General features: G+C 45.3%; 13 protein-coding genes. All 13 read right to left on the bottom strand.

Annotated elements, in window-relative coordinates; all coding sequences use genetic code 11:
* Positions 1 to 749: 749 nt before the first annotated feature.
* Positions 750 to 1,142 (bottom strand): helix-turn-helix domain-containing protein, encoded by a 393-nt coding sequence (locus J0A68_RS21330; RefSeq protein ID WP_206580288.1) that lies wholly within the window; start codon positions 1,140 to 1,142, stop codon positions 750 to 752.
* Between the two features lie 135 nt (positions 1,143 to 1,277).
* On the bottom strand, positions 1,278 to 1,583 hold the full coding sequence (locus tag J0A68_RS21335; RefSeq protein WP_206580289.1) for a type II toxin-antitoxin system HigB family toxin: 306 nt from the start codon (positions 1,581 to 1,583) through the stop codon (positions 1,278 to 1,280).
* Positions 1,584 to 1,950: 367 nt separating this feature from the next.
* Positions 1,951 to 2,718 (bottom strand): ABC transporter permease subunit, encoded by a 768-nt coding sequence (locus tag J0A68_RS21340; protein ID WP_206580290.1) that lies wholly within the window; start codon positions 2,716 to 2,718, stop codon positions 1,951 to 1,953.
* Positions 2,711 to 3,454: an ABC transporter ATP-binding protein gene (locus J0A68_RS21345; RefSeq protein ID WP_206580291.1), complete on the bottom strand. Its 744-nt coding sequence runs from the start codon at positions 3,452 to 3,454 to the stop codon at positions 2,711 to 2,713. The genes J0A68_RS21340 and J0A68_RS21345 overlap by 8 nt, the downstream gene beginning before the upstream one ends.
* The gene (locus J0A68_RS21350; protein WP_206580292.1) at positions 3,441 to 4,682 is read right to left on the bottom strand and encodes a nitrous oxide reductase family maturation protein NosD; all 1,242 of its coding nucleotides are present in this window, start codon (positions 4,680 to 4,682) and stop codon (positions 3,441 to 3,443) included. The genes J0A68_RS21345 and J0A68_RS21350 overlap by 14 nt, the downstream gene beginning before the upstream one ends.
* Positions 4,683 to 4,707: 25 nt before the next feature.
* Positions 4,708 to 5,136, bottom strand: a complete 429-nt coding sequence (locus J0A68_RS21355) for a nitrous oxide reductase accessory protein NosL (RefSeq protein ID WP_206580293.1) — start codon at positions 5,134 to 5,136, stop codon at positions 4,708 to 4,710.
* Between the two features lies 1 nt (position 5,137).
* Positions 5,138 to 5,740, bottom strand: a complete 603-nt coding sequence (locus J0A68_RS21360; protein ID WP_206580294.1) for a hypothetical protein — start codon at positions 5,738 to 5,740, stop codon at positions 5,138 to 5,140.
* 57 nt (positions 5,741 to 5,797) lie between these two features.
* Positions 5,798 to 7,756, bottom strand: coding sequence for a Sec-dependent nitrous-oxide reductase (gene nosZ / locus J0A68_RS21365; protein WP_206580295.1), 1,959 nt, complete (start codon positions 7,754 to 7,756; stop codon positions 5,798 to 5,800).
* A 25-nt stretch (positions 7,757 to 7,781) separates the two neighbouring features.
* The gene (locus J0A68_RS22900) at positions 7,782 to 9,584 is read right to left on the bottom strand and encodes a c-type cytochrome (RefSeq protein WP_236025710.1); all 1,803 of its coding nucleotides are present in this window, start codon (positions 9,582 to 9,584) and stop codon (positions 7,782 to 7,784) included.
* Between the two features lie 3 nt (positions 9,585 to 9,587).
* Positions 9,588 to 10,307, bottom strand: a complete 720-nt coding sequence (ric, locus tag J0A68_RS21375) for an iron-sulfur cluster repair di-iron protein (RefSeq protein WP_206580296.1) — start codon at positions 10,305 to 10,307, stop codon at positions 9,588 to 9,590.
* Positions 10,308 to 10,358: 51 nt separating this feature from the next.
* Entirely contained in the window at positions 10,359 to 10,790 is a 432-nt protein-coding gene (locus J0A68_RS21380; protein WP_206580297.1) for an RrF2 family transcriptional regulator, read from the bottom strand.
* 128 nt (positions 10,791 to 10,918) lie between these two features.
* Entirely contained in the window at positions 10,919 to 14,029 is a 3,111-nt protein-coding gene (locus J0A68_RS21385) for an efflux RND transporter permease subunit (RefSeq protein ID WP_206580298.1), read from the bottom strand.
* Positions 14,026 to 15,087 (bottom strand): efflux RND transporter periplasmic adaptor subunit, encoded by a 1,062-nt coding sequence (locus tag J0A68_RS21390; protein ID WP_206580299.1) that lies wholly within the window; start codon positions 15,085 to 15,087, stop codon positions 14,026 to 14,028. Before J0A68_RS21390 ends, J0A68_RS21385 begins: the two co-directional genes overlap by 4 nt.
* Positions 15,088 to 15,092: the final 5 nt, after the last annotated feature.

The following is a 15,092-nucleotide window of genomic DNA, read 5'->3' on the forward strand; positions in this document are numbered from 1 at the left end:
AGGTAACCTTGAAAAATTCCAAAAGCCCCTGTGGCAAAAGTAAACTGAGGTAATCCTTTTCTTCCAATTGTTTTTTTAAACAAAGAAACTCGATTCACTCAAATCCCCCAACTTTTTGGACTGATCCTGGTTTATCTGCCATGAAAAAAAGTAATGCAGTTGTAGCAATATTTGTAGCAAAAACAGGAAAGGGTTTGCAAATCGCTGATTTACAAACCCTTAATCCTTCTAAGTAGCGGGAACAGCGCTACAAACTTGTCTTGATTGTCAGTTACTTACGGAAAAACTGGGACAAAAACTGGGACAGGTTCATTTTGCTTTTACAATTTTAAATTTATTTGAATCGTATCATTTTGAACCCCTTCCAAATGTAGGCCTAATCGACGTATAACCCCATTTTGTGTTTTTGGTTTTTGAATGGTCTTTTTTCTTTTTGATGTGAAAAGCAGAAAAAGAACCTATTCTTGGAGGGTCAGATTTTAGAAAATGAACCTTTGAAATTTCTGCTTATTTGAATGTTTTCGCGTTTTTCAGAATTGAATCCATTTGAATGGTTTTGACTCTCATTTCCACTTCGTAAAATTCGTACGGTGCGAGGGGTACGAGCCGTACGAACTGTACGAATTGAGTAGCCTCCCTTTTTCTTTCTGCTGTTTGAAAAGTTTTCCATGAAACTTTCACTTAGCTAATTTTTCGGTTCTGATCCATGGTTGCAGAGATTCCAGCGTAGAATATTTTTCCGTTCCTGACTAGATGCGCACTTTTTCCTGTTTCCCATCCAGCTCATACGGTTGGATAAGCACTTCAACCGGAAGCTTTAATAAAGCAGATAGATTTCTGATCATTTCGATCGTCAACGCTCGTTTCCTATTTAAAACGAGGCTCACTGTGGTTTTACTTCCAATTGTCGGGATAAGATCTTTGTCCTTGAGACCTTTTCTGTCCATCGATTCTTTTATGGCCTCGATGGGATCGGGCAGGGCAATAGGATAATGCTCTTTTTCGTATTTTTCAATTAAAGTCACCAGCAATTCTGCCTCCATCCCTTCAGCACTGTCGGGATCTGCTTCGAAGATTTTAGAAAGCCTGGCAAGGGATTCTTCATACTCCTTTTCTGTCGTAATTGTCTTTTCCCACTTCATCTGTTTATAATTTTACTTGATGGTCAGATAGCCTGTCCCGATTTTTCTTCGGGAGAATCTCGCAGTGTCGGCATTCATACCAGTATGTGATGTTTTCGCCATACTCGATTTCATGATTTCAATTGATTTACGATTTTAAAATTGTTCAACCGTACTTGCGTCCACCTTGTCATATTCTGAGTGCGTCCCGATGAATTTAATAAACACCCATTGCCTCAAATAGCTGATTTGAACGATTAACCGATATTTATTCCGTGCAATGTTAAACACCACCCGACTGTTTTTAACAGGATCTGCGTCAGGAAAATCCTGAACCACATCCGAGGGCTTTTGCCATACAGCGTGTTTTGTGACAGCCATCCAGGTCTCAATGCTTGATTTTGAATCTGGATGCTTCTGGTAAAACTCCGTCAGATTTTTGATGGCAATAATGTTTTTCAAAGCAAGCTGTTTAATAAACGGTCGAAGATATTAAAAAGTTTTCATTATGAAAACTTCTTGCGTTAATTTCCCAATCTCTAAACATCTAATGTCGATAAATCTCACCCAGTGGACATCCTTTACAGGAAACATTGAAACGCAATTCTCAACTTTGGAAATTTCAATTCATTTCAATCGCTGCGAATTTCAATCCTCGAACAATTCGTACAGTACGAGGTGTGCGAGGCGTACGAACCGTTCGATTGAAGCATCCAAACTTTTTCTTTTTGGTGTCTGAAAATCTTTATGACGCCTCTATACGCCTATTTTTCCAGATTAATTCTTGTTTGTAGAAATTCAAGCGGAGAATGTTTTCTCGACTCCCCGATTAAAAATCCTTTTTCTTGAAGACCCGTCCCGACAGCCCTATCGGCACAACCAACCAAATCGAGAGGACCATCAGAATGACCAGCATGCCGATGCCACTGCTAAAAAACTGCTTGAAAAACGCTCCTGTATAGCCCATCAGCGCCGAGATATCCAACTGCATCAGCATCAAAATCCTGCCCAAATCCACCGGATTGAGCATGACCAGACCCAGAGTTGCTTTTTCCAAAGGATAATCCGCAAAACTGTAAATGATGTACAGTACTAATCCATCATACACCAAGGAAAAGTAAATCCACAGTGCCAGACTGATTCCGATCGCCCTGGCTTTGTCTCGGGTGAGTACGCTGGCCAAAAAGGCAAAGCCTGTAAATACCGCACTGAGAATCATTCCAACCGCCAAAAGTGTAATCAGACTGCTATCCGCCCCCCAGAGTAGCATTGGGAGACCAAATCCGAGAAGTAACGACAAACTCAGCATGAAAATCACCGCGAACAACTGACTGAGGAAAACTTGGGAGCGCTTAACCGGCTGGGCCAGCATCAGCTCGATAAATTCCAGATTATTATAAAAATGCGTGGTGGCAAAAACCGCCGAGATCAGGGGAACAACCATGATCATAACATTCATCAAGCTTAGGGAAACCTTGCTCAAATCATCCGACACTTGATAGATAGACACCGCCACCAAAATCAGAAAGGCAGTATAAATGATCGCAAATCTGGATTTGAGTATATCGTAAAGGGCGTATTTAAGCAGCTTAAGCATGAGTCATAACTTTAGTGGTTGACTTTTTTTTTAGGGTCCACTGCATGAGTTTGGCAATGGCCGGAGAAAACTTCTCCTCTGAGGTCATTTCTTTTAGGCTTTCGATGGAGTCATTGAAAAACACCTCCCCTTCGAAGATATAAATTGCCTGATCGGTCAGCTCTTCCAGATCGCTCAGGATATGGGAAGTGATCAGGATGAGCTTGCCTGCTTCCCGTTCCTTCCGAATTTTGGATTTTAGGATTTCAGCCGCAATCGGATCAAGTCCAGCGGTAGGTTCGTCCAATACTAAGACCTCGGGGTTGAAAAGAAAAGCCAAAGCCGCACTGACTTTTTGAGTAGTACCTCCCGACAAGGTGCCCATCGTCTTTTCTTTGATTTTTTCCAGTTCAAACGCCTCGACCAGATCCAGGTCATACTCCCTGATCTCAGGTCGCATGTCTTTCATCATGGAGAAGAGCTGTCCAATTTTCATATTCTGGGGATATCTCCCGATTTGGGGCATGTAGCCGACATCTTTTCGGTAGTCCTCTTTACCCTTGATTGAACGACCCTTGACGAGGATTTCACCGCTGTCCGGCAGTACCATTCCCAAGATGGATTTGATCAGCGTAGTCTTCCCGCTGCCGTTGGGCCCCATGATGGCATAACTGTTGCCCTTTTCAAAACTCAGCGTGAAGTCCTTGAGCACTTCCTGCCTGCCAAACTTTTTGGATATCGTCTTAACCGAAATCATAAGGTTTCATTTTAGGGGATTGATCGATCATCTGGTCGGGAGTCATGGTCGGAAGGATCTTTTCCATCCGATCCAGAAGCGTCACCATAAAACTCCTCCAAAGCATCACCGCAGCTGGGATTTTCTCTACTATCACACTGTACAAGTTGATCGGACGATAGGGTACATCCCCGATCAGATCCTTATTTAGGTCATAGCCTTCATATTTGTCCCAGTAGTTTTCAGTGATCGTGTTGAGCACCACCGAACCGTTAGAGCTCATGTCGAAGGTATTTTGGGTGAAATTATTGGCTTTGAAAGTGTTCTGATCACAGCTCGCCATGAGCTTGAGCGCCCAACCGTTTTGTTGAAAGGTATTGCCGGTAAATTCGATTCTACTGCTGCCCTCCATGTAGATGCCGATGGTGTTTTTGAGGAAAATATTGCCGACGATTTCGCTGTCGCTGATGTCTTTGAGCAAAATCCCATAAGCGCTGGAACCCCAGTTTTCCTCAAATCGGTTTTCCTTCATCATGACATTTTTAGTGTACATCACGGCCACACCGGCACCGTTATTTTTGAAGGTATTTCGGATGTAGCTATTGTCATGAGAAAACATGAAATGCAGCCCATAGCGCATGTTCTTTTGCACCAGATTCTCCGCTGCCTCGGTGTTGGTGACGAATTCCAGATAGATGCCGTCCCGGTGACCCGAAATCTGGTTGTTGGTGATAAATGAATCTTTGCACTTCCAAAGATGAATCCCGTTACCCACTTCAAATTCACGCAGCGCATCGGAATGGATTTGATTTCCTGAGATGGTCATTCCCGACGAATTGGAAAAATGGAGTCCAAAGAAGGCATTTTCAAGTATGTTGTCTTTGATCACACAGTTCTTGGAATCGAAAAATTTAATGGCGGCCGAATCGTCCATATTGGACTTGCCGGTGTTGATGATCTTGAATCCTTGGATTGTCACATTTTCCGCCGCGATGACCAGGATATTTCCTTTCATCTCTCCATCCAAAACCGGATAATCTTCCCCGATCAAAACGAGTGGTTTGCGGATGACGATTCCAGACTGGGGGTAGGTTCCGGCGCTTACTCTCAGCGTGTCTCCCGGCAAAGCCCGATCCACTGCCTCCTGGATGGATTGACCCGAAGCAATACGGATGACATCCGCAAATCCTACCTGAGTAGAAATCAGCCAAAGGATTGAACAAAAGAATAGGACGATAGTGCGTTTCATGGTTTGGACCCCTTATGAGGTCATTTTATTTGAACTGAGTGGTCAATTCTCCCCAAGCAAGATATACACCTCCGCTTTTTTGTTTGAATTCATTCATTTTATCGTAATCCGGAAAGGCTACAATCTGGCTTGCCATAGGGGTTTTGAACTGATCCGACTTGAGGTAAAAGGCCACATTGGCATCCAAGAGTACTCCAGGATTGAGGTAATCCGTCACCAAAATATGCTTGTAAACCTCATCATTGACTGAATCCATGTACTGCAGCATGCAGTTCACATCATCAAAAACAAATACTTTACCCTTTTCAGTCACCAGTTCAGCACCGAATTTTGGGTCCATCAGGGTCATCTTGCAGTGATGACATCCATCCTGACCATAAGCGATTGGTCTGGGATCCGCCGAGCAGGAAGCCAACAAGACCAAAAGAGTGAATATTGATAGATAGTGTTTCATTTTATTTTGAGGTATAAGGATTCTTGACAAGTGCAGGTTTTTCAAATCTATCCCGAACAATAGCCAAAATAAGCAAACCGACTCCTCCCATTATGATCCAGCTTCCGGTATCGGGACCGGAGTAGGCAAGAAAATTCAGAAGTTCCTTGTATCCGATCAGGGGTGGCTGGTAACTCATTCCTTCCACTTTGATGGCTGCTTTGGGGTCGAGGTTGTGACCATATTGGTAGCCCCATCTGTACATGTCTGCCAAAACTGCCAGACCGAAGAGGGTAATCAACCCAAAAAAAGCATACAAACTCCATCTTTTTCCAATCAGAAAAGCAAGGACCCCAACGGCTACCAACGCACCGATCACATAGATCAAAAAGGAAAACTCAGGAAACATCTCGTTGCCGATATGCCTCATTCCGATATAATGGTTGACACCGTTGATTTGATCCACATTCCCACTAAGATGATCAATCCAGATCTTCATATTCAGTCCTTCCGGATATTGCGGAGCCCAAAGGCTGATTTGCCAGAGAGGAGTAAAATAGGAAGGAATGATCAGCAATGCTGCCAGTAGAACAAGTATTCGATTGAAAAAACTAAGAGATTTCATAAAACTTGGGGTAGAAACCGCCGGCCCATTTCTGAGCCGACGGTAGGAAAAGGATGATTACTCAACTTCTCCGGTGGAAAACTTCAATGTTGTTGATGAGCCTTTTGGAGACACTCTTAAATATCCCTGCATTTCCTGGTGGAGTGCAGAACAGAAGTCTGTACAATAGAATGGAAAGACTCCAGTGCGATCCGGTACCCACTTCAGGGTGGAAGTTTCTCCTGGCATGATCAGAAGTTCCGCAGTATTTGCCCCTTTGATGGCAAATCCGTGAGGAACATCCCAGTCTTGCTCGAGATTGGTCACGTGGAAATACACTTCGTCGCCCACGTTGACCCCTTCGATATTGTCAGGTCTGAAGTTGGAGCGAATAGAGGTCATATATACATGGACTTCATTTCCTTTTCGCTCAACTCTTGCATCTGCTACACCTTTGAGTGCATAAGGGCTTTGGTTTTTCTCGATTGGGTAAAATTTCACCTGACGGTCTTTGATCAGACTGGCAGGGAATGCCTCTGCGTAGTGTGGCTCACCGATGGTCGGGAAATCCAGCAAGAGCTGCATTTTGTCACCAGAAATATCATATAACTGAGCTGAGTGCGCCAGTTCCGGTCCGGTTGGCAAGTAGCGATCTTTGGTGATCTTGTTGTAAGCCACCATGTATTTGCCATGAGGCTTGCCGGTAGGTCCGCCTGGCACACTAAGGTGACCGACAGAATAGTAAGTTGGCACCCGGTCCACTACTTCCAAAGTCTCAATGTTCCATTTTACAATCTCTGAGGAAACGAACATGGAAGTGTAGGCAAAGCCTTTGCCGTCAAACTCGGTGTGCAAAGGTCCAAGACCTGGCTTCACTACTTCTCCATGAAGTACAGACTCATACTTCAATACCGGCATACCGTTGATATCTCCTTCGAAGTCCTTGCTTTCGATCGCTGCCAGCATTTTGGTGAAAGAGAACACCGGGATGATGGCTGCCAGTTTACCACTTCCTACAATGAATTCTCCTGTTGGATCGGTATCAGTTCCGTGAGGAGATTTGGGACAAGGGATAAAATACACGATGTCTTTCAAGACAGTCGGATCAAGGGTCAGCACATCTTCCATCATGGTAGAGGTCGCTGAGTGGGTTTCTTCATTCCACTTGTTGTGGACATACTTGGCTTTTTTCTTGGTTCCCTGACCGGCTTTCACATATTCTTCAGCCTTTTTCCAGTTGACCGCCATGATGAAATCCTTGTCTTTTTGAGAGGCATTTACCTCCAAAAGGGTATGCGCCATTTCGGTATTGTAAGTGGAAAAGAAGAACCAACCATGCGACTTGTTTTTCCCCGCACGGGCCAAGTCAAAGTTGAAAGGAGGTGCTTCGATCTGGAAGGAAAGGTTCATTTCTCCTGACTCGGGATTTACTCCGATAAACGAGATGTAGCCTTTGAAATTCTCTTTGTAGGAATCGATCGAAACGTCATTATTTTCACCTACCGGCACCGAGAATCTCGTACCCGCCACCACATACTCGGTGTTTTGAGTAATGAAAGGAGAGGAGTGGTTACCGGCTGAATTCGGGATTTCAATGATTTCGACCGTTTTGAACGTATTCAAATCAACCCGGGCAATTCTCGGCGTATTGTTGGCATTGCCAAAAGCCCATCTCGCATCATGCTCCGCGTTGGTGGTAGAAATGGCGATATGGTGCAAATCGTCCCAAGGCACAAACCCCTGTGAGGTATTGAGCATCGGCTTGGATTCTTCAGAGTACCCCCATCCATTTTCCGGATTTACGGAGAAAACAGGAAGAATCTTCAAAACCCTGCCGGAAGGCAGACCGACAACGGACATTTGACCGTTGAAACCACCCGAAACGATGTTGTAAAATTCATCGTGATTACCGGGAGCCACGTAAACCTTGGAAGCTGCATCACCTGTGATTGCAGTTTGTGCGCCTTTGGGTTTACATCCAGGGGCCAATGCAACGGCTGTCAAACCAATTGCTAAAAGCCAGACTTTCTTTTCCATAGTGATAAATTGATTAAAAGTTTAATTATTTGACAGCAGCATCACGCTCGCCAGCTTTTTCTTCGTCATTTCTTCTCATGAATTCCAAGATTCCTCTGGCATCTGCCTGACTAAGGTTTTGATTTGGCATTCGGGTGAGACATTCCTCCAGAAGTTTCTGGGCGGTAGGATCCTGCTCCAGCATGACATCCACATTGGTGATCATATTCATGATCCATTCAGGCCGTCTCCGGTTGGTGACACCCTGAAATCCAGGACCTACCAATCGCTTGTCGTTCAACTGGTGACATGCGGTACATTTCATATCGACGATGGCTTTACCGGCATCTGCAAGAGAAGCATCTATACCGGTGCCGAGATCTACAGATTTGATCTCGCCGATACCTTTGGGATCTGGTGCAGCAGCTTCGGTAGCCGGAGCTGAGGAAGTCTCAGTAGAGGTAGCAGACTGTTCTGTACCTCCACCACATGCGGTCAGGAGTATCCCCAGGATTCCCGCTGACCAAAGCAGGGATTTTTTCATAGTTTGGGTTGTGATTTTTTGAAATTTGATTTTTGGGTTGGATATGTTTTGAAATGGAATTTTTTGAAATAAAACCTGGATCAGAAGGGATCCCAAACCAATGGGAAACAGGCAGGAACCCAGGAAAAGATATAAATGATAGTCTTCCATGAATCCGAGTTTTAACCAGATGAGTGTCCCCTGACCAAAGAGCAGAAGCTCAGAAATAACGAATCCTCCCAGCAGCAGAGCCCATCCTGATCGGGAAATGACTGTGTCTTCTATCCAATTCTTCTGCACCGCCAAACCTGAAATTCCCATGGTCAATACTCCCAAAAGGACCAGATGCAAGAAGCCGATCACGTACATCCGGATAGTGTAAGAAATGACTGCAATGGATGGGAAAACAAGAATCGCCTGAAGTGCTGCTTTCAAAAGCAGCGAGACAAAAGCGGAGATCAATAGAATCCTGACAATTGGTAGCAAATCCACCTTCCAAAATCCTCTGAACAAGGCTAGGATTAAAAAGGAATACGCCACCAACTGGATGAGTACAGCCAATCCGTTGATCTGAAAAGCAAGGGGACTGGGTTCGGCCCAAGTCACTGCCAAAGCGTAGGTCAGAATCACAGAGCCAGCCAGAATAATCTCCTGATACTTGGGCCAGTGAAACTGATAACCGGATCTTTCAAAATGAAGGAAAATCAAACCCAGGGCTCCCAATACAAACCAGCCGTTCAACTGAAAATGGAGAAACCATTGGATGCTCATAAAGGAGAGCTCGTGCATTTTCCCCAATTGGGCATTGATCGGACCCAAGGCCCAAAGTCCCAAGGTGGAAATCACCAAGAATCCCAATGCCAGTCGAAGGAGACGGATGCCGGTGGTGCTTTTTTCTGAATTCAACAGAATAAGTAGCCGGTAGACAAATCCATAAGAGATCAGCACATGCAAGGTCGCAAAGGAAATACTGACAGCCCCGTATCCCTGAACAGGAAAGGATGCCAGCATTCCCAAAGCAGAAACCACAGCACCGATAAACAGCCAGCCAAACTTCCGGATTTCATTTTCGGCTTTGGCAAGGCTAAAAACCATCCCGCCAGTGAGGATCAGAAATCCCCATCCCAACATGGCGATATGGGAATGAGTGTGCAGGATGTTCCGATATTCCAAAACAGGGATCTCCCAGATATGAAAAGACCTCATCAAAAGCCCAAAAACTGAAGCAATAAAAAAGAACCCGAATGCCCAATTCAACCAAATCCACCTGAATTTCAGCGGATCCGAAGGAAGGAAAGGATTCAATTTAGTGCTTTGGGCTTTCATGGATCAAGAGTTCAATTGGGCAAAAACTTGTTGGGCCACTGGAAACAAAATATTGTTTTCCAAATGGATGTGGGTATGAAGGTCATTTTCAAACTCCTGCAGCATCGCAAAGGCTACCCGGTAAGTTTGGCAGGCATCCGATGGCGGATTGTAGGTATTACTCAAAGCCGAAATCTTCCGAAACCGCTCCCCTTCGGTATCATGCTCTTCCTCCATCATGGCAATTGGATTGTCGATATGGCCAAAATGTGGGGCAGAAAGTGGGAAATCGTTCTTCAAGGCATCCTCCATGGCCTTGATATAAGGAAAAAGTACAAACTCCTCTTTTTTCATATGGACAGTCAGTGCATCAGCTGTTTCGAAAAACAGGGTTTTGATTTCTTCCAATTCTGGATGCCGATCCCCGTGAACACGGTTGATTTTGTCCAGATAAAACTTGAGCGCGGGAATGGTGTCTTCCACATACTTATGATGAACCGTGACGATATGATCCACCAATTCCTTCATCCCCATTCCCAGGTAATTTGTAGAATCTGCTGTCTGAAAAATCGGCAGCAACTCCTGAATTACCTTCTCTGTATCCAAGCCGCGCGTTTCGCAGGCCTCTGAAAGTTTCACTCCCCCTTTGCAACAAAAGTCAATTCCGAATTCGGTGAAGACCTTGGCTGTGCGGAAATTGTCCGCTACAATTTTTCCTACTTTTTTTTCAGCTAGTTGATTCATAGTCAATGTAATTAAAAAGAGTTTTTTATCCTCTATTGGTTTAATTTTTTTTTAGTACTTCAAATACGAAACTCCCTGCCTGATACCATTAGCCATATCCGCAAGTGTAGTCGTCATCATCATCCCAGTAAGATGATCCCTGATAGCTTTAAACTTATGATGGACAGCACAGGGCCGCTTTTCCGAACATTCCTGTAATCCCAATGCGCAACCGGTAAACACCGAATCACCGTCAATGACCTGGACCACCCGATGGAGCGGGACTTTTTTCCCGGATTCGGAAATTTGAAATCCTCCGTTTGGTCCCTTGATTGAAATCAAAAGATTTTCCCTGACCAAGGTTTGGAGAATTTTAGCGGTAAATGCTTCCGGAGAATTGATGGCAATTGCGATCTCCTTCAAACCGACACGCTCCTCTCCTTCTGGCAGGGTTGCCAGAAAAATCATGGAGTTGATCGCGTATTTACAGGCTTTGGAAAACATCTTTTGACTGATTTCTGCATCAAATGTAGAAGAAGAAAAATAAAAGACAAAATTATCCTTTAATATTTTTTCAAAAAACCCTGAGCCAAAATTGACTCAGGGCATTTGAAGTTTCCTATCGGGAAAAATTAAGCCGAAGTGGGAATTTTCACCATTTTCAAAACATTCACCTTTATTTTCTCTACAGTTTCATAAACTACCGGGACGAGATAAACTGTCAGAATCAAGGATGAAAGCAAGCCTCCGATAATAACCCAAGCCAATCCATTTTTCCACTCACTTGCAGTGCCACCCGCCAAAGCAATAGGCAACATCCCGATCACCATCGAAAGAGTAGTCATCAGGATGGGGCGCATCCGACCTTTTCCTGCTTCGAGGAGTGCCTCCCTTGTTCCCATTCCTTTTTCTTTCAGCTGATTGGCAAAGTCCACGATCAAAATCGCATTTTTCGCCACCAAACCCATCAGCATAATCAAGCCCAAAAGCGCAAACAAACTCAGGTTGTTCATCGATAGATTGAGTGCCAAAAAGGCTCCAATCACTGCGACAGGAATTGAAAAGAGTACCACAAAAGGATAGACAAAGCTGTCATAAAGGGCCACCATGATTAAGTAGATCAACAGGAAAGAAATCAGTAACACCCGACCCAAAGCTCCAAAGCTGTCATTTTGCCGCTTGATATCTGATCCCCAAACCATGCTGACTCCTTCAGGAAGCGGATTGTCTTTCAGATAAGCTACAACCTCATCGGCCACGGTACCGGAAGGTCTTCCCAAAGCATCCGCCGTCAAAGTTACCGCAGGCTGTCGGTCTTTTCGCTCTAGCATTGAAGGGGAATTAGCCTGGACTACCTCTGCAACTTGGGAAAGAACGATCGGCATTCCCTTGGGATTGACGAGTTGAAAGTTTTTGACATCCTCATAGGATTGGCGGTTGAAATTATCCAGCTGAATCCTCACAGGATATTCGGTTCCGACCTCGGTCAAAGTCGCATCTTCATTCCCCGCAAAGGCATTTCGAAGAGTCAAACCCAAAACAGCATTGGATAGCCCCAACCGCTGTAATTTGTCCGAATCGGGAATCACCTGATACTCGGGACTGCCCTCTTCCACAGATAATTTGATGTAATCTGCCCCGGGGATTTTTTCAAGGACCAACGCCAAGCTTTTCGCAACTTTCATCACCTGAGCTTGATCAGGCCCACTCAGTGTCATCTCAATCGGAGCCGAACGGGGAATCAAACCCAAAGCTGACATGGAAAAACTGATACTGGGAAAAGTCCGCTTCAGTTCTTCCCGTACCTCTTTCATGTATTTTTCGGTAGAAAGCCCACCTATTTCCTCTTTGTCCAGCAGCTGCACAGTAAGTTCGGACTTGTAAGGCAAGCCCACTCCCAAACTCCCGATTCCGGTTGTAGGTCCAGCCACATTACTGAAAATCGTGGATACCTCCGGCTGCTGCAAAAAAAACTGCTCGACCTGAAGTGTACGGAGGTTATTTTCTTTCACACTCGTGGACTTGTCGTATTCCAAATACAGGCGAAACTTGCCCTGGTCTCCTGTGGCGATGAGTTCCTTGCCGATGATTCCCTGCTTCATGATCGCAGCGGTCATCACAAAAAGCAAAATCAGAATCCCGGTAAAGGCCAACTTATGATTCAACACCCAAGTCAATTGTCGACCATACCAGCCGATAAAGCGATCCAACTGATGCTCAAATCCAATCAAAAACCGATTAAAGGAATTAGTCGGCTTTAAATCCTCAGCTTTCCCGATTCGAGAAGCCATCCAAGGAGTAAGTGTAAAGCCCACCAGCAAACTTGTCAAGGTGGAAGTGATCACCACCACAGAAAACTGCTTCAGCATGTCGGCCACAAAAACCTGTAGAAAAAGAATGGGCAGGAAGACCACCACATCCACTAGCGTAATGGAAAGAGCTGAAAAGCCGATTTCCATACGCCCATCCATGGCAGCGGACTTTTTGTCCTTTCCTCTGTCGAGATGGCGTTGGATATTTTCCAAAACCACTGTGGCATCATCCACCAAAATCCCGATAATCAAGGACATGGCCAGCAAAGTCATCAGATTCAGTGTATAACCCAAAAGCCACATCACCGCGAAGGCCGTCACAAGTGATGTGGGAATAGCCACCAAGACGATAAGAGAGTTTCTGAAACTTCGCAAAAAGAGCAGCATCACCAAAGCCACCAAAATCACCGCCAAGATCAAGTCAAAGACCACAGAATTTACCGCTGCGATAGTATTGTCGGTACTGTCGTCGGCTATGATAAAGGAGACTCCTTCAGCTCCATATTGGGCCTCGATTTGAGAAAGTTTTTGCCGGACAGCCTTCGAAACTTCCACCGCATTGGCATCGCCCTGCTTTTTGAGCATAAGCCCGATTCCCTCTTTTCCGTTGAAACGGCTGACAGAAGTGATTTCCCTCGTACCGTCCTTGACCACCGCCAAATCCCGCACATAAATCGGCGCACCGGGAATCGGCATTGCCACTTGGACATTTTCGATTTCTGATAAGTCATTGAACTTCCCGCTCAGGCGGACTGCATTTTGAATTTGATCGGTTTGCACATTTCCGGCAGGAACATCCAAGCCCGCCCGGTTGATAGCATCTACCACTTGCTGAAGCGGAATCTGGTAATAGCGCAATTTCTCAGGATCGACCTTCACCTGGATTTCCCGTTGCTCTCCACCCAAAACGGTAATCTCGGCTACACCTTTCAGCTGCTGTATCTGAGGGATAAACTCATCCACCATTTTCTGGTAAAATTCCTTAGACTCAAGATTGCTTGTCGAGGTAATAGACATGATCGGCAGATCATTTGGTGAAACCTTCGTCATCACAGGCGAAAGCACATCCTCAGGCAAGTCCTTGAAAATATTGTCGATGTATCGCTGCGCATCCTGCATCGCCTGATCGAGATCGACTCCATAATTCATGTTTGCGATCACTACTGAGGCATTGGGCATGGACTTGGTAATGAGATAATCAACCCCTTCCAGATTGGATAGAGCATCCTCGATTTTCTCAGAAACGGAAGACTGCACCTCATCTGGCGAAGCGCCGGGATAGCCCGTCTTGATCACCAACACCGGCTGATTGAAATCAGGCATCAGCTCGTAGGACAGATTGGTGAAGCCGATATATCCCAAGAGGATAAACAAGCTGAACAATACGATGATCAGCGAAGGCCTATGGATGGAAATGGAGGTAATGTTCATCGCTCAGAGGAAAAATTGGGTTCCACATTCGCACCTTCAAATACATTGACCAAACCACCGGTGATGACCACATCGCCTGACTTGACTCCGCTTTTCAAAATGAGCTGATCACCCACTCGCTGAGCAATTTCCACAGTTTGGAGCTTGGCTTTTCCATCCTGAATCACATAGACTTGAGGATTCAACTCAGAACCTACCAATGCGGAAGCAGGCAAAATCATACCTTTGGAATTCGCCTCGGCTTTGATCGAAACCTCACCAAACATTCCCGCCTTGACTGAAAGGTCAGCCGTATTTTCAAAAGTCAACTCTACCGGAAAGGAATTCCCGATCGATCCCCGGCTTCCGACCAAGGTTACTTTCGCAGGGAATTCACCAGAAAGAGATGCGATTTTCACAGCCTGAGAACTGCCGGATTGAAAATAGTCCAAGTCATTTTCAGGAACCTGTATCGTCAATTTTATCTGGCTGAGTTCTGTCACTTGAATCAGGGGTTTTCCCGGAGCGGCAAAATCTCCCATCTCGGTCAATTTTGCGGTGACAATTCCTGAAAATGGGGCCCGGATAGAAGACTTGTCAATTTGTTCTTTCAGCGTAGCGATTTGCACCTCCAAAGCTGCCAAGGCAAGCTCAGTCTTTTCCAGCTGAACCCCCTGAATGGCTTCATTTTCTACCAAAATCCTATACCGCTTCAGGTCTGCTTCCAAACCTCCTTTCTGCACTTCGGCTGACTTCAGTTGAAGCTGAAGCAAGGCCACATCCTGCTGCACAAGGAGCTGATTGGCACCGACTCGCTGTCCAACTTCCACGGCTACCCGAATGACTTTTCCTTGGACCTCCGCACTGATTTTACTTTCGCGAATGGGCTCGATCACACCGGAAAAGCTGCGCTCATTGCCCAACTCCCCTTCTGAGACTTTCACTGCGAAAACGGGAACCGATTGCGTTTTGTCATAGACATAAACCCGCTCTTGGGCTGTTTTCTTATTGGAAACCAGCTTTATAGCCACCATTGCGACCAAAGCCAGAGGGATGATATAGATGAGAATCTTTTTCATTTTTG

Source organism: Algoriphagus oliviformis (assembly GCF_017254915.1).
GTDB lineage: Bacteria > Bacteroidota > Bacteroidia > Cytophagales > Cyclobacteriaceae > Algoriphagus > Algoriphagus oliviformis.

Coding starts and splice junctions, on each gene's coding strand:
- J0A68_RS21330 (WP_206580288.1), bottom strand. CDS start 1,142: ATGAAGTGGGAAAAGACAATTACGACAGAAAAGGAGTATGAAGAATCC.
- J0A68_RS21340 (WP_206580290.1), bottom strand. CDS start 2,718: ATGCTTAAGCTGCTTAAATACGCCCTTTACGATATACTCAAATCCAGA.
- J0A68_RS21345 (WP_206580291.1), bottom strand. CDS start 3,454: ATGATTTCGGTTAAGACGATATCCAAAAAGTTTGGCAGGCAGGAAGTG.
- J0A68_RS21350 (WP_206580292.1), bottom strand. CDS start 4,682: ATGAAACGCACTATCGTCCTATTCTTTTGTTCAATCCTTTGGCTGATT.
- J0A68_RS21355 (WP_206580293.1), bottom strand. CDS start 5,136: ATGAAACACTATCTATCAATATTCACTCTTTTGGTCTTGTTGGCTTCC.
- J0A68_RS21360 (WP_206580294.1), bottom strand. CDS start 5,740: ATGAAATCTCTTAGTTTTTTCAATCGAATACTTGTTCTACTGGCAGCA.
- nosZ (WP_206580295.1), bottom strand. CDS start 7,756: ATGGAAAAGAAAGTCTGGCTTTTAGCAATTGGTTTGACAGCCGTTGCA.
- J0A68_RS22900 (WP_236025710.1), bottom strand. CDS start 9,584: ATGAAAGCCCAAAGCACTAAATTGAATCCTTTCCTTCCTTCGGATCCG.
- ric (WP_206580296.1), bottom strand. CDS start 10,307: ATGAATCAACTAGCTGAAAAAAAAGTAGGAAAAATTGTAGCGGACAAT.
- J0A68_RS21380 (WP_206580297.1), bottom strand. CDS start 10,790: ATGTTTTCCAAAGCCTGTAAATACGCGATCAACTCCATGATTTTTCTG.
- J0A68_RS21385 (WP_206580298.1), bottom strand. CDS start 14,029: ATGAACATTACCTCCATTTCCATCCATAGGCCTTCGCTGATCATCGTA.
- J0A68_RS21390 (WP_206580299.1), bottom strand. CDS start 15,087: ATGAAAAAGATTCTCATCTATATCATCCCTCTGGCTTTGGTCGCAATG.